Source organism: Lysobacter antibioticus, assembly GCF_001442535.1.
Classification (GTDB): domain Bacteria; phylum Pseudomonadota; class Gammaproteobacteria; order Xanthomonadales; family Xanthomonadaceae; genus Lysobacter; species Lysobacter antibioticus.
Window position 1 is genome coordinate 1,055,602 of the sequence record NZ_CP013141.1, and the last position, 23,230, is coordinate 1,078,831.

Annotated in this window: 16 protein-coding genes; 8 read left to right on the forward strand and 8 right to left on the reverse strand. The window is 63.5% G+C overall.

Annotated elements, in window-relative coordinates; translation table 11 throughout:
• Positions 1 to 796 precede the first annotated feature (796 nt).
• The 3 genes from GLA29479_RS26095 to GLA29479_RS04465 all read left to right on the forward strand — a co-directional run bounded on the left by GLA29479_RS26095 (position 797) and on the right by GLA29479_RS04465 (position 5,107).
• Positions 797 to 2,203, forward strand: coding sequence for an autotransporter outer membrane beta-barrel domain-containing protein (locus tag GLA29479_RS26095; protein WP_425599970.1), 1,407 nt, complete (start codon positions 797 to 799; stop codon positions 2,201 to 2,203).
• Positions 2,204 to 2,431: 228 nt separating this feature from the next.
• A complete protein-coding gene (locus GLA29479_RS04460) occupies positions 2,432 to 2,725 on the forward strand; it encodes a hypothetical protein (protein ID WP_057970902.1) in 294 nt (97 codons plus the stop codon).
• Positions 2,726 to 3,040: 315 nt separating this feature from the next.
• Positions 3,041 to 5,107, forward strand: a complete 2,067-nt coding sequence (locus GLA29479_RS04465; RefSeq protein WP_057970903.1) for a S9 family peptidase — start codon at positions 3,041 to 3,043, stop codon at positions 5,105 to 5,107.
• A gap of 64 nt (positions 5,108 to 5,171) precedes the next feature.
• Here the strand turns inward: GLA29479_RS04465 and GLA29479_RS04470 are convergent, their stop codons facing one another.
• Positions 5,172 to 6,926, reverse strand: a complete 1,755-nt coding sequence (locus tag GLA29479_RS04470; RefSeq protein WP_057970904.1) for an XVIPCD domain-containing protein — start codon at positions 6,924 to 6,926, stop codon at positions 5,172 to 5,174.
• A gap of 512 nt (positions 6,927 to 7,438) precedes the next feature.
• On the opposite strand from GLA29479_RS04470, the gene GLA29479_RS04475 reads away from it, so the two are divergent.
• Positions 7,439 to 8,161, forward strand: a complete 723-nt coding sequence (locus GLA29479_RS04475; protein ID WP_144436350.1) for a hypothetical protein — start codon at positions 7,439 to 7,441, stop codon at positions 8,159 to 8,161.
• A gap of 39 nt (positions 8,162 to 8,200) precedes the next feature.
• Here GLA29479_RS04475 and GLA29479_RS04480 read toward each other — a convergent pair whose 3' ends face one another.
• The 3 genes from GLA29479_RS04480 to GLA29479_RS04490 form a co-directional block, all read right to left on the reverse strand.
• Positions 8,201 to 8,530 (reverse strand): hypothetical protein, encoded by a 330-nt coding sequence (locus tag GLA29479_RS04480; RefSeq protein ID WP_057917973.1) that lies wholly within the window; start codon positions 8,528 to 8,530, stop codon positions 8,201 to 8,203.
• Between the two features lie 218 nt (positions 8,531 to 8,748).
• Positions 8,749 to 10,104 carry a peptidyl-prolyl cis-trans isomerase gene (locus GLA29479_RS04485; RefSeq protein WP_144436351.1) on the reverse strand — a complete coding sequence of 452 codons (1,356 nt, stop codon included), beginning with the start codon at positions 10,102 to 10,104 and terminating at the stop codon, positions 8,749 to 8,751.
• The gene (locus tag GLA29479_RS04490; protein WP_057973068.1) at positions 10,101 to 11,144 is read right to left on the reverse strand and encodes a phospholipase C/P1 nuclease family protein; all 1,044 of its coding nucleotides are present in this window, start codon (positions 11,142 to 11,144) and stop codon (positions 10,101 to 10,103) included. Before GLA29479_RS04490 ends, GLA29479_RS04485 begins: the two co-directional genes overlap by 4 nt.
• A gap of 144 nt (positions 11,145 to 11,288) precedes the next feature.
• Here GLA29479_RS04490 and GLA29479_RS24325 point away from each other — a divergent pair, with 144 nt between their 5' ends.
• From GLA29479_RS24325 to GLA29479_RS04500, 3 genes are all read left to right on the forward strand, one after another.
• Positions 11,289 to 11,798, forward strand: a complete 510-nt coding sequence (locus GLA29479_RS24325; RefSeq protein WP_144436352.1) for a hypothetical protein — start codon at positions 11,289 to 11,291, stop codon at positions 11,796 to 11,798.
• Between the two features lie 57 nt (positions 11,799 to 11,855).
• Positions 11,856 to 12,590 carry a hypothetical protein gene (locus tag GLA29479_RS04495; protein ID WP_057970907.1) on the forward strand — a complete coding sequence of 245 codons (735 nt, stop codon included), beginning with the start codon at positions 11,856 to 11,858 and terminating at the stop codon, positions 12,588 to 12,590.
• Positions 12,591 to 13,521: 931 nt separating this feature from the next.
• Positions 13,522 to 16,386: a toll/interleukin-1 receptor domain-containing protein gene (locus GLA29479_RS04500; RefSeq protein WP_057970908.1), complete on the forward strand. Its 2,865-nt coding sequence runs from the start codon at positions 13,522 to 13,524 to the stop codon at positions 16,384 to 16,386.
• Positions 16,387 to 16,716: 330 nt separating this feature from the next.
• Here GLA29479_RS04500 and GLA29479_RS04505 read toward each other — a convergent pair whose 3' ends face one another.
• From GLA29479_RS04505 to GLA29479_RS04515, 3 genes are all read right to left on the reverse strand, one after another.
• Positions 16,717 to 18,237 (reverse strand): serine protease, encoded by a 1,521-nt coding sequence (locus tag GLA29479_RS04505; protein WP_057970909.1) that lies wholly within the window; start codon positions 18,235 to 18,237, stop codon positions 16,717 to 16,719.
• Positions 18,238 to 18,405: 168 nt separating this feature from the next.
• A complete protein-coding gene (locus GLA29479_RS04510) occupies positions 18,406 to 19,407 on the reverse strand; it encodes an esterase/lipase family protein (RefSeq protein WP_057970910.1) in 1,002 nt (333 codons plus the stop codon).
• A 477-nt stretch (positions 19,408 to 19,884) separates the two neighbouring features.
• Positions 19,885 to 20,259, reverse strand: a complete 375-nt coding sequence (locus GLA29479_RS04515; protein ID WP_057970911.1) for a nuclear transport factor 2 family protein — start codon at positions 20,257 to 20,259, stop codon at positions 19,885 to 19,887.
• Between the two features lie 162 nt (positions 20,260 to 20,421).
• Here GLA29479_RS04515 and GLA29479_RS04520 point away from each other — a divergent pair, with 162 nt between their 5' ends.
• Positions 20,422 to 21,303, forward strand: coding sequence for a LysR family transcriptional regulator (locus GLA29479_RS04520; protein ID WP_057970912.1), 882 nt, complete (start codon positions 20,422 to 20,424; stop codon positions 21,301 to 21,303).
• On the opposite strand, the gene GLA29479_RS04525 is transcribed toward GLA29479_RS04520, so the two are convergent.
• Positions 21,300 to 23,216, reverse strand: a complete 1,917-nt coding sequence (locus GLA29479_RS04525; RefSeq protein WP_057970913.1) for a glycoside hydrolase family 9 protein — start codon at positions 23,214 to 23,216, stop codon at positions 21,300 to 21,302. The two genes, GLA29479_RS04520 and GLA29479_RS04525, sit on opposite strands and share 4 nt — an antisense overlap.
• Between the last annotated feature and the right edge of the window lie 14 nt (positions 23,217 to 23,230).

The following is a 23,230-nucleotide window of genomic DNA, read 5'->3' on the forward strand; positions in this document are numbered from 1 at the left end:
GATCGACGGCAGCGTGCAGGGCATGGCGGGGGGCCAGACCGTGCTGACCGGCAGCGCCGGCACCAACACGGTCGAAGTGGCTGCCGGCGCGAGTCTGCTCGCCTCCGGCGACCTCGGCGACGGCGACGACGTGTTCGACCTGGCCGGCACGCTCGACACCGGCAGCGGCAGCCTGGCGCTCGGTAGCGGCGACGACCGCTTCATCGTCCACGAAACCACCGCCGCGATCGGCGCGGTCGAGGGCGGCCTCGGTAACGACACCCTCGAAGCCAACATCGGCGGCGGCTTCAACGTACCGCTGGGCAGCATGCTCGGCTTCGAATCGCTGGCCAAGTCCGGTGCCGGTGCGCTGCAGATCAACGGGCCGTCGGAGTTCATCAATGTCGATGTAATCGGCGGCCTGCTGGAAGTCACCGCCAGCGGCAGCGTGTCCGCGCAAAACACCACGGTCGCGGCCGGCTCGACCCTGAAAGCCACGGGCCTGTACACCGGCACCGCCGGCAACGACAGCTTCAGCTCCGCCGGCACGGTGATCGGCCGCTTCGAGTTCGGCGCCGGCAACGACACCGCCGATTTCCGCGGCGGCGACCTGAGCGGCCTGGTCCGCTTCGACGGCGGCGCGGGCGGCGAGGACCGGGTCAACTTCCACAGCATGACCCTGGACCAGAGCGACGTGAGCGCGCTGTCGAACTGGGAGCGGGTGGACTTGCTTACCGGCACGCACCTGACCTTGAACGCGCCGTTGAACCTCACCGGCGGTCTGCTGTCGATCGACGGCACCTCGGAACTGATCGGCATGAGCGGCGCCAACCTGACCGGCAGCGTGGCCAATTCGGGCCTGATCACGCTCAATGCCGCTCGCTTCGGTATCAGCGGTAATTACACCGGCGGCGGCGCCCTGGCATTGACGGTATCGCCGGGCAACCAGACCGCGGGCGGCCTGGACATCGGCGGCGACGTGCTCGGCACCACCGCGGTGAGCTTCCTCGGCGACGGCAGCGAGGCCCCGCAGCAACCGGCGTCGATCCGGGTGATCTCGGCACCGAACGACAACACGGCCACCGCAGGCGGCTTCACCGCGGCCAACGCCAGCGACGGCGTGGTGCGCTTGAACGGCAGCGTGTTCCCATGGACCTTCGACCGCCAGGGCGATGGCTGGTACCTCAACACCGAAGCCAGCGACATCCTGCCGGAAATCGGCGGCTACGCCGTGCTGCCGGACATCGGCCTGGCCGACATCCAAAGCAGCAACCGCCTGTTGTTCGAGCGCATGAGCGGCGTACGCGGCGATACGCCGCGCTGCGGCGCGGACCAAGAGGGCGCACAGCGTGCTTACGCATCGTTGCGCGGCGATTGCCACGGCCTTTGGGTGGCGGCCAGCGGCAGCGAACTGGAGATGGGCGCTAACCCCGGCTTCGCTTTCAGCGGCGACATGCTCGGCCTGTACGTGGGCATGGACGTGCTCTTGCAGGATCGCGAGACGCGCAGCTTCCGCGGCGGCGTGTTCCTGGGTTACCAACACGGCAACTACTGGGCCGACGGCGCCAATTCGACCGATCTGCAGGGCATCGGCCAGGCCCATGTGCGCGTCGATACGCCGATGGTCGGCATGTACGGCAGCGTGAGCTGGCAAGGCGGCACGTATCTGGACATGACCCTGGTCGGACAACGACCGGAGGCCCGCGTCGCCGTCGCCGACGGTTTCAAGCAAGACATCGGCGGCAGCAGCGTGACCGCGAGCGCGCAGCTCGGCCATCGCTTCCACTTGAGCAACGGCTGGACCGTGGAGCCGCAGTTGCAGCTCAGCGCCAGCGCGATGCAGTGGCAGGACCAGCGCGATGCCAGCGGCAAGCAACTGGTCATGGACGACGACTTGTTGGGCACGGTGCGCGCCGCGGTGCGCGCGGAGAAGCGCTTCGAGACGGCGGGCGGCGCACGCATCCGCCCATGGGCGACGCTCGGCCTGCAGGACACCGTGGGCGAGAAGGACGACGCCTTGCTGGTGGTACCGATCGGTTCGGGCACCCAGCCACAGGCGTTCCCGAACCACGAACTCGGCCTGATGGCGACCGTCGATGTCGGCATCGAAGCCGAGTTGAACGAATCGGTCAGCCTGTTCGGCGTGCTGTCCTACGGCGAAAGCCTGGAGGGCAGCGACGTCAAGCAGCGTCAGGCCAACCTGGGGGTGAGGATTCGCTGGTAAGGGCAGGGGCGGTGCACGCCTGAGGCTTGCACCGCCCGATGACGGCCTGGATGCCGGCGTCCATCTTGACCTGTCGCACTTAGGTCTCGGCTTTGTACTCGGGTCGCGGATGCGATGGCCGACGATCTAAGACTTTTCCCAATTTTGCGCCATTTAGCCCACTCCTAGTATTGCGCAGAAGCATTCCGAACGGATGCTGCGACGGCATCGAAGCGCTAGGACAGGTTCTTGAATTTTTCATGGCTCAATGAGTTGCGCGACGACCGCTGGAAACCGGCTCTCGATGGAAGTTGGTACTTGGTCATGCCGCTCACCGCGTTCCTGGATACCAGCGGCGTGCGCCGGGGCGACGGTTGGGATACGGTCTTCGACGCTTGGGGCCGAGAGCAACTGCGCAAGTATTCCATCGGGCCGGTCGCGACTCTCGACCCGTCGGGAGACCTGTGCGTGTTCATCTGCGCATCCATGGGGGACTGGCCATGGCCGGAACAGCTCTCCACGGACATGAGCCTGTGCTCATGATGAAGGCATCGCGTTGACGCCTAGCCTTAGAGTCGCCGAATTCGATTGAAGGCAGACGAGGCGATCTCCTCCTCTGCGACAGTGAACCCATCTTCGCGAGTGCGATAAACAGCGCACTTGCCTGCACCCAAGCGCGCTCTTCGCGCCTGCTTTGCCTGCGACCATTGGCGCCCTTCGGACATCCTTGGAAGTGCTGCTCGTTGTTCCCGACGTACTTGGAACTGACCAAGCTATTCGCTTCGGGATCCGCAAAGGCAGCGATATGGCGAACGGAAGCCTTTCCGCCATCGATTTACGCGACCCCATAGTTCGAGGATGCTCATGAAGATCACTTTGTTTTCCGCCGGCCTGGCCACTGCATTGGCCTTCTTACCCGCGCAGGTCGTGCCTGCGTCTTCGCCCGAGGCTGCTCCGGCGCTCATTTCGCGCGATCTGTTGTTCAGTAACCCGGAACGCACCAACGTCTCGATCAGTCCCGACGGAAAGTACTTGAGCTGGGTCGCTCCGTTGGATGGCGTGCTCAACGTGTGGGTCGCACCCGCGGGCGAGCTCGATAAAGCCAAGCCCGCGACCCACGACAAGGCCCGCGGCATCACCGGGTATATCTGGGCATACAAACCCGGCACGCTGCTGTACGTACGCGACAGCGGCGGCGACGAGAACTATCACGTATTCGCGCTGGACATCGTCACCGGCAGCGAGCGCGATCTGTCGCCCTATCCCAAGATCCGCGCCAGCATCGGCAACATCAGCCCGCGTCATCCCGAATCGGTGATGATCGGCATGAACGACCGCGACGCCAAATACCACGATCTCTATCGCGTCGACCTGGGCAGCGGCGAGCGCACATTGGTGCAGAAAAACGAAGGCTTCAGCGGCTTTCTCACCGACGAGGACTATCGCGTGCGTCTGGGCTACAAGCCCGCTGCGGACGGCAGCCGCGAGATACTGGCTCTCGGCGAGAACGGGCAATGGAGTGCCTGGGACCGCATCCCGGTCGAGGACGGCCTGACGACCAGGGCGCTGGGCTATACCGCCGACGGCCAAACCTTGTACTGGCTGGATTCGCGCGGCCGCGATACCGGCGCGTTGTTCGCGCAGAGTGCCGACGGCAAACGCCGCCTGCTGCTGGAGAACCCCAAAGCCGACATCGCCGGGACTCTGACCGATCCGACCAGTGGCCGGATCTTGGCCGCCAGCGCCAACTACCTGCGCGAGGAGTGGACCGCGATCGACCCGCAGGTCGCCGCCGACTTGGCGACGCTGAAGAAAATGGGCCCCGGCGAGGCTTCGGTGCAATCGCAGACGCTGGACAATCGCAGTTGGATCGTTCTGTATTCGGCGCCGGAAACGCCGAGCGTCTATTACCGCTACGATCGCGGCGAGCACGGCGGCCCGGGCAAGCTGAGCAAGTTGTTTTCGTCGCGGCCGAAGATGGAAGGCCTGCCGCTGGCGCCGATGTGGCCACAGGAAATCCGCTCGCGCGACGGCCTGACCTTGGTGAGCTACCTGACCCTGCCGCCGCAAGCCGATGCCGATGGCGACGGCAAGCCCGAGCGACCGGTGCCGATGGTGTTGAACGTGCACGGCGGCCCATGGGCGCGCGATTCCTACGGCTATGCCGGCACTACGCAGTGGCTGGCCAACCGCGGATATGCGGTGCTCAACGTCAATTACCGCGGCTCCACCGGCTTCGGTAAAGACTTCCTCAACCGTGCCGACGGCGAGTTCGCCGGCAAGATGCACGACGATTTGATCGATGCGGTGGCCTGGGCGGTGAAACAGGGCGTGACCACGAAGGACCAGGTCGCGATCATGGGTGGCAGCTACGGCGGCTATGCGACTCTGGTCGGACTGAGCTTCACGCCCGACACTTTCAAATGCGGCGTCGATATCGTCGGCCCTTCCAGCCTCGTCACTCTCATCGAATCGTTCCCGGCATACGCCGCTCCGACGCTGGAGGCGACCTGGTACAAGCGGGTAGGGGATCCGCGCACGGAATCCGGGCGCAAGCACCTGCTCGAACGCTCGCCGATCGGTCGTGTCGACAAGATCAGCAAGCCCTTGCTCGTCGGTCAGGGCGCCAACGATCCGCGCGTCACCCAGGCCGAGAGCGACAACCTGGTCGCGGCGATGAATCAGCGCAAGATTCCGGTGAGCTACGCGTTGTTCGCCGATGAGGGACACGGTTTCGCGCGCCCGGAAAACCGCAAGGCCTTCAACGCGCTGACCGAAGGGTTTCTCGGCAAGTGCCTGGGCGGACGGGTCGAGCCCATCGGTCAGGACCTGCAAGGCTCCAGCTTGTCGGTACCGCACGGCGCCGACGGCGTGCCCGGTCTGACCGAGGCACTCAAGACTCATAAGGCGCAGAGCAAGAAGTAACCGTTCGATCGATGCAACGCAGGGAAACGCTCAGTCATGGCTGGGCGTTTCCGTATCGAGCTTATCAATGCGCAGGCGGATGCCGCTCGTGCGAGGTTTGCGATGGTGCGCCCATGGCATGCGCCGCGTCGGGCGGCGTGATCGCGTCCAGTTCCGTCAGCAATAGTTGCAGCGGCGTGGCGCAGGCGACACCTTGACCGACCTGTACGTACTGATTGGCGGGATCGTTCGGTATGCGGCCCCTGATCGCGAACAGATAGTCGTTGTGCTCGGATGCGACGACATGATCGATGCTCCCCAGATTGGACCTCTGCGCCTCGCAAGCCAGCCCGGCGGCGAGGCACTGCAAGGTTTCCGGCGCACGGCCGCGAAGCTCCGGGTCGGGGTGAGTTTGCAGCGCGTTCAAGGCTTGCAGGTACAGCGGATGTTGCGATTGCGGCGCGCTGGAAGATGTTTGTGGCGGATCGGGTTGCTGCGTCGAAGCGAATTCTTGGTCGACGCGCGGAATTTTCGGACTTCCCTGGCTCAGCCTCGGCGACTCGTCGTCGAATTCGCGTTTGCCGAGCAGGCTGCCGATGCCGATGCTCGGCCCAACATCGTCGTTGAGCAGCGAGGCGATCCAGCGATCCGAAGAATCCGAGAGTTCGGGCGACTGCGGGGGCGGGCGAGCCGAGACCGGCGGCGATCCGGGAGGCGGACTGAACGAGAGCGGCGCTTCATCATCCGGATTCCACTTGGCGGAGGTCCTCGGCTCGGACAGCGAGTCGCCGCCGAGGCCGGGACCATCGCTACGGCGGACGTGTTCCAACATTTCCAGCCACAGGGGGTCGCGGAACAGTGGCTCGGGATCGAGATAGCTTGGAACCGGCGGCGTTTCGGTTTCGGTCGGACCGATCGCCGGCTCCGGCACGGGCGCATCGATAAAAATCGGAGCGCCGCCGGGGCTGAGATTTACCCCGCTAGCCGATAGGGTCGCGCTATCGAGCTGAAGCCGGGACAGTTGGACGTGTATCGGCGAGCTGGCGGCTTGATGGATTTCCTCGATCGCCATGGCGGCGTAGTAATGCCGATAGTCGCACGTACCCGCCGGGCCCAGTTGCGTACGCTGCGGTAGAGCGTCGAAGTAGCGCTGCGATATTTCGGCGACGGCCTCGGTGCTGGGCGGCATGCTCAGGTCGGGGTTCAGAAGCCCCGCGATCTCCTTCTTGAACTCGTGCCCCAGGCCATCGGCGCTGGGCTGGAAGTAGTACTCCATTCGACCCGGCATCGACACCGCGATGTCGCCGGCGCGGGGCAGGTCGTTGCCGCTATTTTTCTTGACGATGTCCAAGTGCGCGTTCCAACCGGCGATCTCCGCATAGGCTTCGTTCTCGCGCATTGCTTGCAAATAGAACCCGACCACCTCGGTGTAATCGTAAGCGCTGTCTCCCGCATATAGCGTCGCGAATCCGATATCGGCGTCGATACGCGCATGCAACTCGGCAGCCAGGAGACTATGTTCCAGTTCATGGCCGACGATCCAGGCCGCTGCCGCGCCGCCCTCGGTATGAGGCCTCGCCAGAGCCGCCCCGCATAGCGATATCACACGGTCCGTGTGGGTATAGCCTCCGCCCAAAGTCGATGTCGCCGGCAACAGAGTGATCGCGGTCAGTCGCCCCTCGCTCACGGCCCTTCGCAACTGCTCTTGCAGGTGTGGAGAATCGGCGAACAGCTGTTTGAAATTGGCGTACTCGATGGTCTCGGTGCCGATACCGTTGAGGTCGATCCTCTCGAGCAAGCTGCCGACGTCCTGCTCGGTTTCGTTTTCGGGCTCGTGCACGGGGCGCTCCGCTGGTCGACGCTCTAGTGGATACGTGCGGCAGCGTTCCGAGAGGACGCGCTGGACCGTCAACAAGCGTGTCGACCGTCACAAGTCAGGCAGATTGCCGGCGGGCTCGCAGCCGCGAGAGCCGGGCGGTCCAATCTCTATAGCCCGGAGCGGTCGAGCAAGCTCGCCCAGTCTTGGCCGGGGCAGTGGCCGGGCGATCCCGGACAGAGGATTCGCCGGGACGTGCAGGGCGGCCAAGGCCGACCCCAGCGCTGGGTGCCTGGGTCCCTGCAAGGATGGCGGGAGGAGGGGAGGGCTGCGGCATCGACCGCCGAACAACACTCTCCAATGGGGGCTTTGCACCTGGAGCTTCGCGCTTGGGATGGCCGCTCTTGCCATTCCTCCCCTTTGCATAAGGGGGCCGGGGGGATCTACTTTCGCCGTCGCCTTGGTCGAAAAGGCAAGTATCGTGATGGCGACGGCGCGTAGTCCGCCGACGTCTCAACTTCCGAGAGAAAGCATCCATGGAGAAGGTCGCTGCGAGTCTGGTTTGCGCATTGGCGCTTGCGTGCGCAATGGCGCCGGCGCTAGCCAATCAGGCGGAAATGGCTGCGCATGCGCGAGCGATGAACGACATCGCGGCGACTCCACCGTGTTGCTACGGGGGAGACGACGAAGATCAATGGCAAGGCTACGAGCCCAACTTCTCGGCCGAGGATCTGCAGGAAATGCTCCACAGGTCGAAGGTGGAGGAGGCGGAAAGCCTGCGCAAGCATCAGCAACGGATGGCGCGCGACTCGGACTACCGGGCCTTTTTCGACGGGTTCTGGAATTTCAGGCCGGCCGCGGATAACGCGCCAGGACAGTACTGCGCTGCGCGTTTCTATCGCGAGGGCAGCAGCATGATGATTCTGGGCCCGGGCGGCGGCTCTCCCTATGCCTATTTGGCGCTGTACGGACGCGGCGTTCCTAAACCCAAGTCGGCGCAGAAGTTGACCGTCCAACTGCACCAGACCGGGGAAGAGCGCCAGACCGTCGAGGTGTTCAACTTGCCGATGGCGGGCACCGGCGGGGACGGCATGCTGCTGATGGCGGTGCCGAGCATGGACGCACTGCTCGAGGGGATGCTCGACCAGCATCGATTCGAGGTCTTCGATCGCAAGCACGAAAACGTGCTGTACATCCTCGAATGGACCGGAGGCCTCGCTGCGCGCGACAAACTGCGCGCCTGCGTCAACGCCAAATAGAGATTCGGTCGCCAGCGGCCAGGCCACCGCGCCGACGGATCATTCCGTCCGCGTTTCCGGGGGTTCGCCATTGCGCAGTGCGGTCTGCCGCGCTTCGAGGCGGCGGATCTTGTCCTGCGCCTCGGCGATCACTGCTGGCGGAGCGCCGCTTGCGCGCGCTCGGTCCAGCAACGCCTTCCACTTGGGCAGTTCCTGTTCCGCCGCCATCAAGTATTCCTGGCGAAGCCGTCGCTGGCCTCGCAACTCATATTCGCGATAACGCACGGGGTCGCTGAGTTCCCATGCGGTCGCGCCAGGGGCCTGCGATTCCGGCACCGGACGTTCGATCGGTGGGGCGCGATCGTCGCCGTGCTCGCGCGCTTCGGCCATCGTCTGCCAAGCCGGCAGCGGCTGCGGCGGTATCGAAGCTGCAGGCGCTGGGTCGAGCTCCGCCGCTGCAGTCGATCCAGCCCCTGCAGGTGTCTGCCCTGACGGATCGGCGAGGGCAGAGGTCTCCGCTGACGGCGGGCGTGCACCGGGTGCGCCTGGCCTAGCCAGCCACCACGCCGCGGCGCCGACCAGCAGCACGGCAACCGCAATCGGCCATTTCATAGCCCCGACTCCAGCAGCTTCGGGGCGGTGCGGACGCCCAGTGCCGCCGGGTTGACCTCGATGCGCGCCTCGGACAGAAGGCGCGCCCTCAGGCCGGCGAAGTTCGACGCGGCGCGTTGACGCGCAATGGCCTCGCTGGCAGCAAAACGCACGGTTTCGCTGTCGGGCGGGTGCAACCCGGTCACGCGTTTGTCCACCTTGACGATGAACCAGCCCGGAGCCGCCGTTCCCGCCTCCGGCTCGCGGATCGGAGGCGACGCCGGTCCCGGCGGCTGCGCGAAGGCAAGCTGCGCGATCCACGAACGGCGAGCGGCATCGCTGTCGACCCATCGCGCGACGCCGCGGCGCCGCATCACGTCCTCGAAGCGCGCGCCCTTGCTCAGCTGGTCAGCGACGGCCCGCGCCTGAGCCTCGTCGACGAAGCGCATCGACCGCATCGCCACCTTGTCGGTGCGCGTGAATTCGGCCTTGTGGCTGTCGTAGTACTTGCGAATGGCCCCGGCTTCGACGTTGCGCCGCAAGCGTTCGACTTCGGGGCTGCTGTAGTGCGTGTCCTCGCCGCTGCCCAACAGGCGCGCCAGGGCATTGCGGCGATTACGATCCGCCACCAATTGCCGAAGCTGCTCCACGCCGGCGACGCCCAGGCCGCTGTTCTGAGCGGCCCAGCCCAGCGTGAAACGGTCGCGAGCCAGTTGCCTGGCCTGCTGCATCGCGAAGCCGGCATCGAACCGATACAGGGCGTCGCGCCCCTGCACATCCTGCCGTTCCCAAACGTCGTACAGAGTGATGCGATACGACTGCGCGCCGACGCGGCCGTCGATCAAGGGCAGGTCTTTCAACTTCGCAGCGCGCGCAGCCGGCAGGCGGTCGTCCAGGCGCAGCTTGCCGCCCCTGTCCAGCAGGGCGACGAGGCGCTCGCGGGTCAGCGGATGGCGTTTCACGATATAGCCTTCGGCCGGCCCCATCGCCTTCGCCAAGGGCTCGCGAAAAGCCGCCTGTAAAGTCGTCGCGAGCGACGCTTCGACCGATGCCTGCGGTGAAAATCGCACCCGCTCGCCGGCAAACAACTTCGCTTCGTCGTAGCGGCGCCGCGCATAGCCGCCCAACACGCGATCCTCGGCCGCGGCCGTTACGACCTGCGAAGGCGTGACGCCGGGCTTGTGCTCCCGCACCACGCGCAACAGCGCATCCAGCGCAGCCGTAGACAAGGTCCAGTCGTTCACCCGCAGCGCGCTGCGCGGTTCCGACAGCACCCCGTCGATCGGCACGCCAGAAGCCGCGAGCGCTGGCGCACAGCAGAGCAGGGCGGTGACCAGCCCTGCCATCAACCCCATCGCCGAAGACGGCTTCACGGCGATAGACGTTCCGCCGCGCGGTCGAGCACGCGCACCACCATCGCGATGGCACGCGGCACCGTCTTGCGCGACACCTCGAGGCGGTCGGAGTACGCCGTGGACGACAGCGCCAGCGCGCCGTTCTGGTAGGTATAGGCGCCGAGCTGGTGTATCAGCGGACGCACGTCGGTGGCGGTGGCCGAGAGTGCCGGGATATCGTTCAGCGCCAGCTTCACCAGCGCCGGGTCGTTGAGCTTCTCGGTGTAGTAGTAGTTTTCCACCCAACCTTCGTAATCGGAATGGTGGTTGCCCGAGGTCGACCAGGTGTGCTGCGGCACGCTGACGTCGGTGGTGTGCAAAATGAAGCCCAGCGACTGCGCGGTCGGGCTGGAGAGAAACTGCGTGAACCAGTACTGGCCGAGATTGGAGATCGGCTGGAACGGCATCTTCTGGAAGTCGGCGTACATCGACGCGCTCGAGCTGCTGCCGATGCGGTACTTGCTCTCGGTCACGCCGTAGGTGTTATAGCGGCTGGTATCGCCGAACCAACCCTTCATGCCGCCACTGCCGTCGTCCAGATGGTCGTTCCACAACCAGTCGGCGGCCAGGTTGTCGATGTCGCCCTTCATCGCGCTGCGCTCGTAGTTGTAGCCGCCGTAGGTGTTGCCGTGCACGTCGCGGCTATTGGCATGGTCCTGAAAGTGCCAGTACGAGGTGTAGTTGACGAGAGACGAGGTGGTGCCCCACAACGGCGCCTTCACGCAGTCGCCGGTGATGGCGCCGCAGAGGTAGGTATCGGAGAAATCGTCGACATCGTAGGCGCCCTGGCCGATCGCCGCGGCGAAGGTGTCGATGGTGTAGCCCGCCGCCTGGACACCGGCCAGCAACCGGTCGTAGTTGGTGATGCCCGGATTGGCCTTCATGAAGGCCACCGCATCGAGGACGATGCGGCGATGGACCTCCTGCTTATGCGCCTGCGCAGCGGCGCTGCTCAGCAACAGGGCGGCGGCACAGGCGACAGCTGCAGTGTGACGAAGAGCACGGGATAACACGGGCATGGCCATAATCTCCGGGCGAAAAATTGCCCGGAATAATGAGCAGCGCACATGACAGCGCTGCGTCAGGTTCCGGCGCCCGAGCCAAGGCCCGAAGCAATAGAGACCTCTGTTATTCTGCCTTCACGGAATGGGCTAGGGGGCTCCATGAAAGCACGGATAGCTTTGCTGTTGTTGTTCGCGGTGGCCACGCATGCCACGGCGCAGTCGTTTCACAAATGCGTCCAAAACGGCGAAACCATCTACATGGACGGACCATGCGATACGCCGCAGCCCGGGGACGGCATCATTCGCAAATGCGTCGATTCGCGGGGTGAAATCACCTATCAGAACGAAGCCTGTCCGGTAGGGCATCGCGAATCCAAGACACGGTCTTTCGTGCCCGATGCGCCGCTGACTGCCCGGCAAAAAGAAGCTGCACGACTTCGTGCTCAACGCGCCCGCGCCGAGTCCGCTTATCTGTCCCGAATTGCCGGCACCGACGGCTATCCCAGGCCGCGCCCGCAAGGGACACGGATTACGGCGGGTTCCGGCGGCAGCGCGTGCGAGGACATGAAACGCATGCGCGATGCGTATCTTGAGTCGGAACAGGGCCGGCATACCGGCTACGACGGGCGCAGAGCCTGGAATGATCGCGTCTACGACGCCTGCAAGTGAAAAGGTCCTGGCAATCAGCTAACCGACGGATGACCACGCACGTGAACGGAGAACGAGGTGGCTGAGATAAACATTCCTCGCGACGAGCAAGAGGCCCTGCGATCGATTGATGTGCGAGCGCTGGACAAGGCGATTGATGCGTGCCTGGACGCTCGGCGCATCAGTTCAACATTGCGGGAGTACAGGCTGGGCAGTTGTGGTTTGTTTGTCGCTGCCAAGCTTCGCGAGTTCGAGACCGCATTGGCAGAGTACGCCGGCGCAAAGGCGCCTAAGAAGGTAGCTGCCACGGAGAGCCGTGCGCGTAGAGCCGGTAGTGTGCTTGAAAACGCCGTCCAGCAAATGCAGCACAGGATCGATACGCAAGAGCAGGAGGGCCAACTCTTCTTCGTCGACGATCACATCATACCGCCGAGTCACTTTAGCCAGCAGTTGACTGTGCTCGTGCGCTACCGATGGCGCCACACGATCGAAGCCGAATGGACCCACGGAAGCATCACGTTTTCCCACGTCCATGCCCCCCGACCGGACTACACCGTCGCGCCTCCCAAGCGGAAGCCGAGTAAAAGCCAACAGGAACGCGATCAGCAGGAGGAACTCTGGCGGCAGTGGGCTCACCTTATGAGACAGGGGCTCTTTTCGTTAGTCGAATATTTCCGGGAGGGCCTCGATGGGGGGGCGATTCCAAAGACGTTCCAGGCGAGAGCGGACGACTATAGCCGTCGCCTCAACAACTTTAGTTGCAGGTTTTGGCTCGAGCCTGCAAAGACCAAAAGTAGCACCAAGACGGAGTGACCTAGCTGTCGGCACGGGAGGCGGGATCCACGCCGACGCCGGCGACGGAGTCGGCATCGGACCTGGCGAAGTCCTCCCAAGCGACCTGCCGACGAAACGGCCGCGAAGAGAGTCCGCTCTGAGTGCCATCCATTTGGCTAACAGGCTGTTGGCCAAAAGAGGCCTGCGGCTGTAGAGCCTGGCCAGACCAGCAATGCGAGCGGCACATGCGACGCGTGGATTGCCCGGAAGTGGTGTTTGATTTGCGTCGAAGGACTGTGAGCATGCCAAGGAGACCACGGACCCAGCGCATCAGCCGCGACCAGTATCACTTCGCATAATGCCTATTATGTTCTTACGAAGTTGCGTCGCTGGCTGGTCTCGGCTCGTGCGTCGTTTGCGCGCTTTACTAGCTCTGCCAGGCCACTACATGGCGACTTGGGAGTGCTGGCGAACAAACGCCCCTGCGAAATCGATTGAAACTCGATAAACGGTCTTCACGCGGCGGGCTGGGACTTACCGCCGACTGATGAGCGTTAGCGACGGCCTGAAGGCGCTCGCGATACGGGTTGTAGATCGGGCCATGGCGAGCAACGAGGCGACACTCCCCATCCGAAATCTCGTAGCGCGTGCCCAGCTCCGTCACGCATGTGCACCTTTCGACCTGGTGCTCGCGGTTGCCATCGGTGCCCGCCTCTGCCGCCATGCACAGCAATTGCGGATCGGCATTCGTCTGAGGTCATGCCCCAATGCCGGCCATGCAGCTTCCACAGCCTGATAACGCATCGAACAACCGGGGGCAGCCGCGATTACCAATTCCGTCGACTGTCTCCATCGGCTGACTTGCCTGTCCGCAGCCAGCGGCTTGCCCCGTTAATAAGGGCAAGGGCTCAACGCACAGCCTTTGCCCAGGGCTGTGCCATGTACTTCATGCTCAAGGACTACGCCCGGAATGTCGTACAAGGCTTTCATCTCTTATAGCCATGCCGCCGATGGGAAGCTCGCCCCGGCGGTGCAACGAGCCCTGCATCGTGTGGCCAAGCCGTGGTACCGGCTGCGCACCATGCGCGTATTTCGCGACCAGACCAATTTGGCCGCCAGCCCTCGACTCTGGACCTCGATTGAGTCGGCGCTGAAAGAGACCGAATTCTTTCTTTACATGGCATCGCCTACGGCCGCCCAGTCGCCCTGGGTGCAGAAGGAAGTGGATTGGTGGCTTAAGAATCGATCCCCGGAGCGATTTCTGATCCTCCTGACCGAGGGTGATATCGCCTGGAGTGAGGTCAAACAAGACCTGGACTGGACTGCGACCACCGCGCTGCCGCAGCAAATGGCAGGTGCCCTCGCCGAGGAGCCGTTGTACACCGACCTCCGCTGGGCAAGAACCGAGAATCAGTTGTCGTCACGTCATTCGCGATTTCGAACTGCCATTCTTGAACTCACCGCTACCCTCCTCAATCGACCGAAGGACGAACTCGATGGCGATGATGTTCGCCAGTACCGGCGAACCAAGCGACTGGCGTGGGCTGCCGTCACTGTCCTGGTGGGCTTGCTGATCGCAGCCATTCTGGCTGCCTACTTCGCCACGCAGCAAAGCAGGCTAGCTACATCGCGCGCGCTTGGCGTGCAGTCCCAAGCCGTGCTGCCAACCAATCCAGAACTATCGCTGCTGCTGGCGCGAGAGGCATTGCGGTTCAAGGAAGATTCCCAGGCCAAGTACTCGCTCCAGCAAGCCTTGGTGAAAAATCCATTACGAACGATCCACATTGCGTCGGAACGGCCGGTGTTGGCGAAATTTTTCGGCGGCCCGGATCTCCTGGCAGTTGCCGAGCCAGGACAACGCGTGAGCCTTTGGGATGCCGCCACAGCGAAGCGCCTGAGCGAGCTTTCCGCCGAGGTGCTTGATGAGTTGATGCTGAGCCACTCCGCAAAGGCGTCGCTGGTTGTGTTGCAGGCCAAAGGCGCCAGCTTCGCCCTGCATGACAGCAAGACGGGCCGGGTTCTGGCGGAGCTGCCGGGTAGTTCCGCGCGGGTCGGTGGGGACGGCAGGGTTATCACCGCAACACAGGGGACCAGGATTCGGCAATGGAGCACCGCTCCATTGCGGGAGCGTAACTCCATGGTGTCCCTACCTGCCGGCTATGAGTTGCGCGATGTCAGCGCTGATGGCGGCCTGCTGTTTCTCGCCGAAGAAGGAGGCACGGAAGTGTCTCCGGGAGTTATCGTGCACGCCCAATCGGGAGAGGCGCTGGCTACGCTACCCGAGCGTGTCTTACGTCACGGGGATCGTTTTAGCCCCAATGGTCGGTTGCTCGTGACGGAACCGATGGACGACTCGAATATCGAACTACGGGATGCGCGGACCGGCCGGGTGCTCAGGACGCTTGAAGGATTCGACGGCGACGACATCGGCTGGACGACGACGATAAAGTTCAGTCCCGACGGAAAGCTCCTTGCCGCGGGCAACCGCAGCGGGGACTTGCATATGTGGAAGGTCGACACGGGCGAACTGGTCGCCAGCGCCACGCACGGAAACCGTGTGAAAGAAATCGAGATCAGCCCCGACAGCCAGATGCTGCTTTCGGTCTCTTGGGACGGAACGGCCTGCCTGTGGGATCTCGACAGCGTGCGGTGCATCGCAGTCCTGGGCGGGAAGGGAGACGAGGTCTGGGATATCGGATTTTCCCCGGACAGCAAGCGTTTTCTGACCACTCATTCGGATGGAACCGTACGCGTGTGGCATCGGGAAACCTGGTATCCACAATTGCTATTCCCAGCCGAACGCGCAGCGCTGAGCGACGACGGGCGGTTTGCGCTAAGCGGCGGCTTGCAGGTTAAATCGGGTACCGACGAAAGGACACCCCTTCGGCTCTGGGATGCCGAACGAGGCAAGCCGCTGGCTTGGCTGGAAGGATCTGTTGACGACGTCGAGAGCATGGCCGTGAACTCGCCCGGCTCGCTGGTAGCCGTGGCTTGGGCCCAAAGGGCTGTACGCCTCTGGAATGCGCGCACCGGCAAACCCGCTGCACAGCTCGGCGCGGCATCCGCCAGTAGCACGGCCCTGGCGTTCAGTATGGACGGTAGTCAGCTGGCCACAGGCAGCGAGGACGGAAAGGTCCGGTTCTGGCGTACAGCCGATGGCTCCTTGCTAGGCGGCTGGCAAACACGCCACGACAGAGTCACCGGCCTGTCCCTTCATCCGGATGGAGAGCGGGTAGTGGTAGGAACCATGGACGGTTCCGTCCAGGTCAGGCACATGCCATCTGGAAATGTGTTGATGGAAGTCAAACTCCGTGAGGAATACCCTGCAATAGTGGCGTTTAGCCCGGACGGGAATCTCCTTCTCGCAGGCAGCGCCAACCTTGCGCAAGTCTGGGACGTCAACAAAGGGATACGCGTGCAGACTTTCGCTCACCCGGATGACGTCTGGAGCGGCGCATTCAGCTCCGACGGGCGCATGGTGGTAATCGGAAGCGGCTATTTCCGGGCAAGTGGAGACCCACCGGAGGACGGCAATGCCGTGCATGTTTGGGACCTGCAAAGCGGTCGGCTGCTCCTGAGCTATCGTTCGCCGGGCCGCCATGTTACGGCGGTGACCTTTGCGAAGGACGACGTCATTGTCGCGGCAAGCGGAGATGGGACCGTTAGACGGTACGCTTGCGAGATCTGTGCGCCGCTGCCTGCCCTCATCGGATTCGCCTCATCCCGGACGGCTAGAAGCCTGTCCGCACAGGAACGCGCTCAGTTTGTCCCCGAAAGCGTACTAGGAAGTTGGCTGAACAATCTCGCCGCACTTGGGAATTCACCACAACGCTGACGATCGACTCGTCGAAGCGTTCTCGCACCTGAAGCAGGCGGCACTGGCCGCAATACCTCACTACTTATCGAGCTGCTCGGCCCGTTCGAAGCGCGCGATCGCCGTTTCCATGTGCCCCTGCCTCGCAAACTCCTCCCCTTCTTGCACGAGGATGGGGGCATAGATCTTGCTCGCTTGCTTGCCCGGGTCATGGAGGCTTGCGTGGCCGCTTGGACGACGAGCTCACCCGCCTTCTTGACCCGCTCGATTTCTTGCGCCGGATCGAAGCTGGTACCAGGGTCAATTTGGCGAACTCTACCGAGCTCCGCGAACGCTGCCCTCACATCGGTTCTATTGGCTTGTCGCCGGCGAAGTTACACATGCCCCGCTCCGCACCGCATGAAGCGCGATCCCTTCGTTGGCTTCATAGCAGCCTTCCCCACGCAGGCGCGGCATCGACGCCGAGCCACCGTGATGAACGCCGATCACCTCCCACTGCGAGTTAAAAACCGGACTTCCCGAGCTGCCGGGGTCCGTCGGCGTACGATAGTGAATGAGGCGCCCATCGTCATCGATGTCCAGCAACAAGCTGTCATGCAGCGAGATTTGCAAGCCACTCCCCAGCGGATGGCCAACGACGTAAGTTTTAGCCTTCTGACCGACCAGCGGCAGCGCCCTCGCCGTTGCGAGCCCCGAAAACTCGGTCGTGGTTTCGGTCAGACGCACGATTGTCACGTCGAGACTGTCCCGGCGCGCGCATCGCATGCCGAGGCTTCCGGGGGCGGAGGTGAACAGCACCTCCGCTATGCGGTGAAATACCGGCTGCGGTGCGCAAGCGCATTCCACTTCAAAAGTAACCAGAGCATCGTTCGGTCGGATCGCGCCCGCGACTTCCTCGCTGATGACGTGCGCGTTGGTAATGAACACCGGCTCGCTCCCCCATGCTGGATTGATATCGGCGCCCGCCACCAGAAATCCGGTGCCAAGGCGCTCCATGCCGCGCTTGGTCACGCAGCCGATGGAGCTGCACGCGGAAACCATGCGTTGAAGCATGGCCAGGCTGAAGCCGGATTCGCCCGCGAAGTTTTTTTCTAGCTCCGCCGGACGCTTGGCGATCTCCTCGGTAATCGCCTGTACGCGGCCTGGCGAGATGGAAACCCTCGCTTCGGAACGCAGCACATATCGCGCGATGATCGTTGCCAGCCTGTTTGCGCATTCCGGCCCCGTGCCGAGCGCGCTGCCCTGCCATATCTCGCGAAGTTGCCGCTCGTAGCTTTCGACATGGAACGGCAGCGTGCGGGGATGGTGAAGGAAACGGTATAGCCAGAATTCCGCCGACTCGCATTCGCCGAGCGCGAGGTAGGTTTCTGAAAGCGTGGAGCAAAGCCACGAATCGCCAGGATCATTGGCATAGAGGGCGAGGAGACGTTCGCAAAGGACTTGCGCCATTTGCTTCGGCGATACGGGGCGAGGCGGCAATCCTTCCTTGAGCTCGCGGCTCATCAGCGCAATGGCGTTGATGGCCAGCCAATAGGGCTTGTCCCGCTGCGCATGAAACTGCTCAAGGTAGCGATCGGTAGCCTTGACCAGGCTGCCCTTGTTTGCGCGCGACACGAAGCGTTGCTTGTCGATACGCCCCAGCAGGCCTTGGTATTCCACGATTTCGGACGCCGCGTCCGCGGATGCTCCAGGCGCCTCGGCTGCGGACAGGGCTTTGTGTAGAAGTCGCTCGGCAGCATCGAGCCCGGAGAGGTCAATCAGTGCCTGAGCGTGGTGTTTGGCGATTGTCGGATCCAAGCCGACGCACGAGTACCAAGCCTCGCCCAAGCGTTGCGCATGGTAGAAATGGCGGTGCGCGTTCAGCGCGCGCATCGCATGCCTTAGTTCGTCGACAGTACGGCGCCGTTGGCCGTTTCCACATGAGGCGATAAGCAGATCCACCGCCGCTGCGAGCTCCCATGGTGGGGCGGAGCCACAGTTTCCCTCCGCGAGGGAATCGGCGATTTCTAGCAGCGCATGGCCCCCCATCGCGTGCATCAGCTATTGGCCCATTGCTGCTATGAGCTGTTCGCGTAAGCGGGAGCCTGCCAGATAGTGCGTAGCGCTATGTCTCCAACGCCCCCAATTGGATTCCTTGATATCCTCAACGCCCTTCCCGCCTGCCCCGGCATAGTCATTTGCGAACCGTGGGTCCGCGCCGCAAATCGGATCGAGCGGATCGTAGATGTTGATCCAACGATCAAGACGGGAGGGCGGGAAGTCCGGCTTGCTGCTTCCCGGTGCGCGCAATTCGTCCTGAACCTCCTTTACTCCCAGGGGCGATCCGAGCGTAAGTAATGTGTGGACGTGCGGGCAGTTATCGCAGTTTCGTATAACGTCATACGCCACTATCGTGCCCATGCTGTGCGAAACGATGATGACCCGGTCTGATTCCTCGCGGGCCGCATTGAGCTTATCAAGCAACCGCGTGCGGAGTTCCTCCCGAACCTTGAAGCGACGTCCGTCTTGCCGGACGTATTCCTTGTCGAACAGATAGTAGTAGGCCTCCATCGCTGCGGCACGCACGATGGCCTGCTTGACAGGGGCCGGCAACCAACTCGCGATTTCGTACTCCGACGCCCCCTCGAACGATGAAACCGGATTCGCGACGGCGACTGGAGACAGCGCAAGTTGCGCGCTGAATTTCGCTTCCAGACGGGTAACGAAGAATTGCTCTTCGTCGGTTAATGACGGCATTTTTCCGGGCAGATCTTCCATGCCCGCGACTTCCGCCGCTATCTCAGCCTCCCCCGCATCCGTTGCAGACTCGTAGTAAGAAGAAAGTTCCGTTTCGTAGTCAGTACCGTAGAAGACGTCCGCGTAGTACCCGAAGTGCTTGGGAATGCCGCGGTTGTCCAAATGGATGCCGGAGTTGGGCGGTGCGAAGACGCTTGGCATCGGATTGTCGCGGGACAATGCCCACATCCAAATCTCCTCGAGCTTCTCTGGCGCGGGCTTCTTTGCGAGCCCGTGAACGAACACCACTGCCGCATCCCTTTTCATGCGCGCCGCTCCCTAGAACCCGGCCATGACTCCATAGCGGGTACAACGCGGGCGGCAACTCATGGCGGCCACCGCGCATAAACCTGAATCGACGGGGCGATGCAAGATGTTTACGGCTGTTCGCAAGCTCGTACTAGGCGTTCCTTGCAAATCAAGGGCCTGCGTCGACCGCTATTTTCCCGGGCGGGCATCGTGACTCCTGAGTTGGCTGCGCGCGCTCCCGAGGTCCCCGTGAGCACTCGCCCGCCATGCCGACCCGACTCGTTACAGTCGAACCGGAAACCGATTTATGCAGAACGGCGTGGAAGTCTTGGGTGACGCTTGCGCGCGGGATTGGACGGATGAGCGGCGGTCGAGCTCTGTCTGCCGCGATCTGCTCGAACGACCTCCGGACGCGGCGGATCGACTGCAACAAAACGGAGGCCTCCAATCGGAGGCCTTTCTCATGCTGCGACGTTCCATCCGCTCCGGGCGAATCTATTGGCGGACGTCGACCGACATCACCTTCTGAACGATCTTCCAACTGCCCTGCACCTTCAGGCACGACAGCAGGTCGGTGAAGTGACGCGGCGGCATCTGAAGCTTCAGCTTTATCAGGGCGAGATGCTCCGAAACATCGATCGCGACGACCTCGTCCTTGCGCTCGAGGCCGAGTTTTCGCGGGGCGGTCGCATTGCGCACGCCGGCCAGCCAGGTCTCGATCGGCATCACATTGACCTCGCCGTCGTCGCCGATTCTGGTTACGGCACTGAGGGGGTGAAATATCGTCCGGAACTGCTCCGCGTCCATGTCGTACGCGGCATCGAAATAGACTTGAGCCAAGGCTCGCAAGGTGTTTTCAGCGTCTTCCATAGATTTAACTGCCTGATGTCGGAGATTGCTGCGGAAGCGAGGACGACGGGCCCACGCTTCCGCTCTGGGGCGTGCTCTCCCGGTCGCCACATGAACGACTTTAGATCGCGCCCACATATGAGTAAATTGCGAATACCCATATAGGACTCATGAGCTGATTTCATGAAGAGCGAACTGAATGACCTCGCGGCATTTGCCGTCGTCGCCACTGAGCGAAGCTTCACCAGGGCTGCTGCGCGGCTTGGGGTCACGCAGTCCGCGCTGAGCCACACGATCCGCGGCCTGGAACGTCGGTTGGAACTGCAACTGCTCGCCCGCACGACCAAGAGCGTGGCGCCGACCTCCGCGGGCGCCGCGCTCTTGAAGACCCTCTCGCCTGCGCTCGAGCAGATCGATCGGGCGCTCAACGAGGTTCGCACCGCTCGGGATCGGCCGACCGGCCGGCTTCGTCTTGCCGTCTCGAAATCCGCCGCCGTGTCGGTGCTGTTGGCCAAACTGCCGGCGTTCGCCGCGGCCTATCCCGAGGTGGTGCTTGATGTGTCCACCTGCACGGGCCCGGTGGATTTGGTCGCAGGCGGGTTCGATGCCGGCATCCAGCTGGAAGAATTCATTCAGAAGGACATGATCGCCGTGCGCGTGACCCAGGAACTACGACTGGCCGCCGTCGCTTCGCCCGGGTATTTCGCGACGCGCAGCCGTCCCCTGAAACCGCGGGACCTGAGCGACCACCACTGCATCGGGTTGCGCCTTCCGGGCGGGCCGTACCGATGGGAATTCGAGAAAGGCGGCACGCCCGTGACGGCGACCGTCACCGGGCCACTCGTCGTCGATGACACGAGCCTCGCCATCCACGGCGCCTTGGCCGGTGTGGGCATCGCGCTGGCCTATGAAGATCAGGTGGCGGGCTACATCGACGAGGGCAAGCTCATCAGAGTGCTGGAAGATTGGTCGCCCTCTTTTCCCGGCTTCTTCATCTACTACCCGGACCGTCGCCATCAATCGGCGGCGCTCTCCGCCCTGATCCGCACGCTGCGCCTAAGCTAGCGCCGCTCCGCGGCAACGCCAGCCACTTCGTCCGTCGTCATCGCCATAACCGCGAACAACATCCAGGTGGTGTGCGGAATCCACTGCTCCACCCAGCGCCATTGCTCGGAATCCGGACCAGGCGCGAAGCTGATGCCGGCACCGGTGTCGCTGCCCGGTGCACCGGTAATGCCGTTGGAGATGCCGCCCACGAACATTTCGCCGGCGCTCTCCAGCACGGTCGGCGGATTTTTCTTGCCGAAACCGTAAAGCATCGAGATGCCGTAGGGGTTGCGGCCCAGTGTCCAGTCGAGCTGGCTCTGCGCATAAGCCGCTCGATCGGCGGACAGGCCATATCCGGCCGTGCCATGGTCTGCCAGTTTGCGGCCGCCGATGACCATGGCCGCGCTGAGCGATGCCAGGCGGGCGCTTTCGCCCTGCCACCAGTAGCCGGTTTCGTTGCGATGCGGAATGAAGAAGCCTTCGAGGATCTCGCCTGCGGCCTTGCCGTCCTGGGTCAGCTGGAAGCGCTGGCGGGCGTAGCCATAGGGGTTGGCGACCGCGTTGGTGATGGCCAGTTCGTGCTTGAGCGCCGAGCCGATGGCCTCCAGCACACGCTGACGACGCCCCCGCTCCGGTTCGATATCGACATAGGCCGAGAGGCTGATCACCGGCAAGCCGGCCTCGGCCGCGTGGTAGTACGGGCGGCTGCCGCCGTCGCTGACGAAACCGCCGTCGGCCTGCTGTCGTGCGATCAGGCTGGCCGCGCGCTCGCGCGCATCGTCGAGATAACGCGAGTGGCCGGTGGCGTTGTGCAGTTCCACCAGCGCCATCAACGCGGTGTAGTCGTCGATGATGTTTTCTTTGCCGTCGGCGCCGTACTGCGGGTTGAACTTGCGCAGGTGCGCGTAGGCACGCTCTGCATCGGCCAGATATTGGGCACCGTCGAATTCGCCATGGCGGCCGGCTTGCTTGGCCAGCATCGAAGCGCGCGCCAGCGCCGCGATGGCCATGCCGCCACCGGCGCGAAAGGCCGAGCGATACAGCGTGGTAAAGGTACCGGCCGAGCCTTCATAGCCGGTGACCATGCGCTCGACGCCGGGGGTACCCCATTGGTCGAACACGGTGGTGTAGAGATAGCCCTCCGCATCGAGGATGCGATGCAGATAGTCCGCGCCCCAGAACGCTTCGTCCTCGACCTGCGTCTGCAGACCGTGGGCGGCGAACAGCGCTTTGCGCGCATGCGCGCCATAGGCGAGCACCCAGGCCGCCATCGAGGCCTGCTGCGGATTGAAATGGTTGGCGTAGCCCAGGTGCGACAGGTATTTGCCCTTGTCGCCGCCGGCATCCTGCCAGCCGCCCCAGACGTTGACCCTGCGCGAAGTTTGGAAGATGCGCAGGTTGCGGTCGGCGTCACCGGTGTGGCGGCTGCGCTTAAAGTAGCCCAGCAGCTGTGTGCCGGTCGTGGCGAAGACTGCGTTGTCGCGCACCAAGACCGAGGCCGACACTGCGCGCTGCTTGCCGATACGCACTTCCACTTCGTACTTGCCGACTTCCTCGGCATCGGAAAAGTCGACGCTGAAATAGCGCTTGCGCGGGCCCCATTCGGCAAAGGGCTGCAGCGGGCGCAGATCGCCTTTCTTGATCGGCTGGCCATCGCGCAGCACGGTGTAGCTGCCCTCCCCGGCCTCGCCCGCAAATTCGACGACCACCCGCTTCGGCCCCAGCCGTTCCAAAGCCACCTGGTTGATCTGTACCAGCAGCGGCTGTTTGGGCAGGCTCACCGACACCGAGGTCTTCGGCTTGGTCGCCGGCGCCGTAGTCGCTAGCTCGGCCGATGCGGCACCGGCCACCTGCAACAGACTGGACAGCGCGATCGTCAGCGCGGCCATCGCTTGAATCGCGTTCTTGCGGGCATGCGGCACACAGGTCATCGGCACGGTTCCGG

Coding starts and splice junctions, on each gene's coding strand:
- GLA29479_RS26095 (WP_425599970.1), top strand. CDS start 797: ATGAGCGGCGCCAACCTGACCGGCAGCGTGGCCAATTCGGGCCTGATC.
- GLA29479_RS04465 (WP_057970903.1), top strand. CDS start 3,041: ATGCTCATGAAGATCACTTTGTTTTCCGCCGGCCTGGCCACTGCATTG.
- GLA29479_RS04475 (WP_144436350.1), top strand. CDS start 7,439: ATGGAGAAGGTCGCTGCGAGTCTGGTTTGCGCATTGGCGCTTGCGTGC.
- GLA29479_RS04480 (WP_057917973.1), bottom strand. CDS start 8,530: ATGGCCGAAGCGCGCGAGCACGGCGACGATCGCGCCCCACCGATCGAA.
- GLA29479_RS04490 (WP_057973068.1), bottom strand. CDS start 11,144: ATGCCCGTGTTATCCCGTGCTCTTCGTCACACTGCAGCTGTCGCCTGT.
- GLA29479_RS24325 (WP_144436352.1), top strand. CDS start 11,289: ATGAAAGCACGGATAGCTTTGCTGTTGTTGTTCGCGGTGGCCACGCAT.
- GLA29479_RS04500 (WP_057970908.1), top strand. CDS start 13,522: ATGTCGTACAAGGCTTTCATCTCTTATAGCCATGCCGCCGATGGGAAG.
- GLA29479_RS04505 (WP_057970909.1), bottom strand. CDS start 18,237: ATGCGCGCGCTGAACGCGCACCGCCATTTCTACCATGCGCAACGCTTG.
- GLA29479_RS04510 (WP_057970910.1), bottom strand. CDS start 19,407: ATGAAAAGGGATGCGGCAGTGGTGTTCGTTCACGGGCTCGCAAAGAAG.
- GLA29479_RS04515 (WP_057970911.1), bottom strand. CDS start 20,259: ATGGAAGACGCTGAAAACACCTTGCGAGCCTTGGCTCAAGTCTATTTC.
- GLA29479_RS04520 (WP_057970912.1), top strand. CDS start 20,422: ATGAAGAGCGAACTGAATGACCTCGCGGCATTTGCCGTCGTCGCCACT.
- GLA29479_RS04525 (WP_057970913.1), bottom strand. CDS start 23,216: ATGACCTGTGTGCCGCATGCCCGCAAGAACGCGATTCAAGCGATGGCC.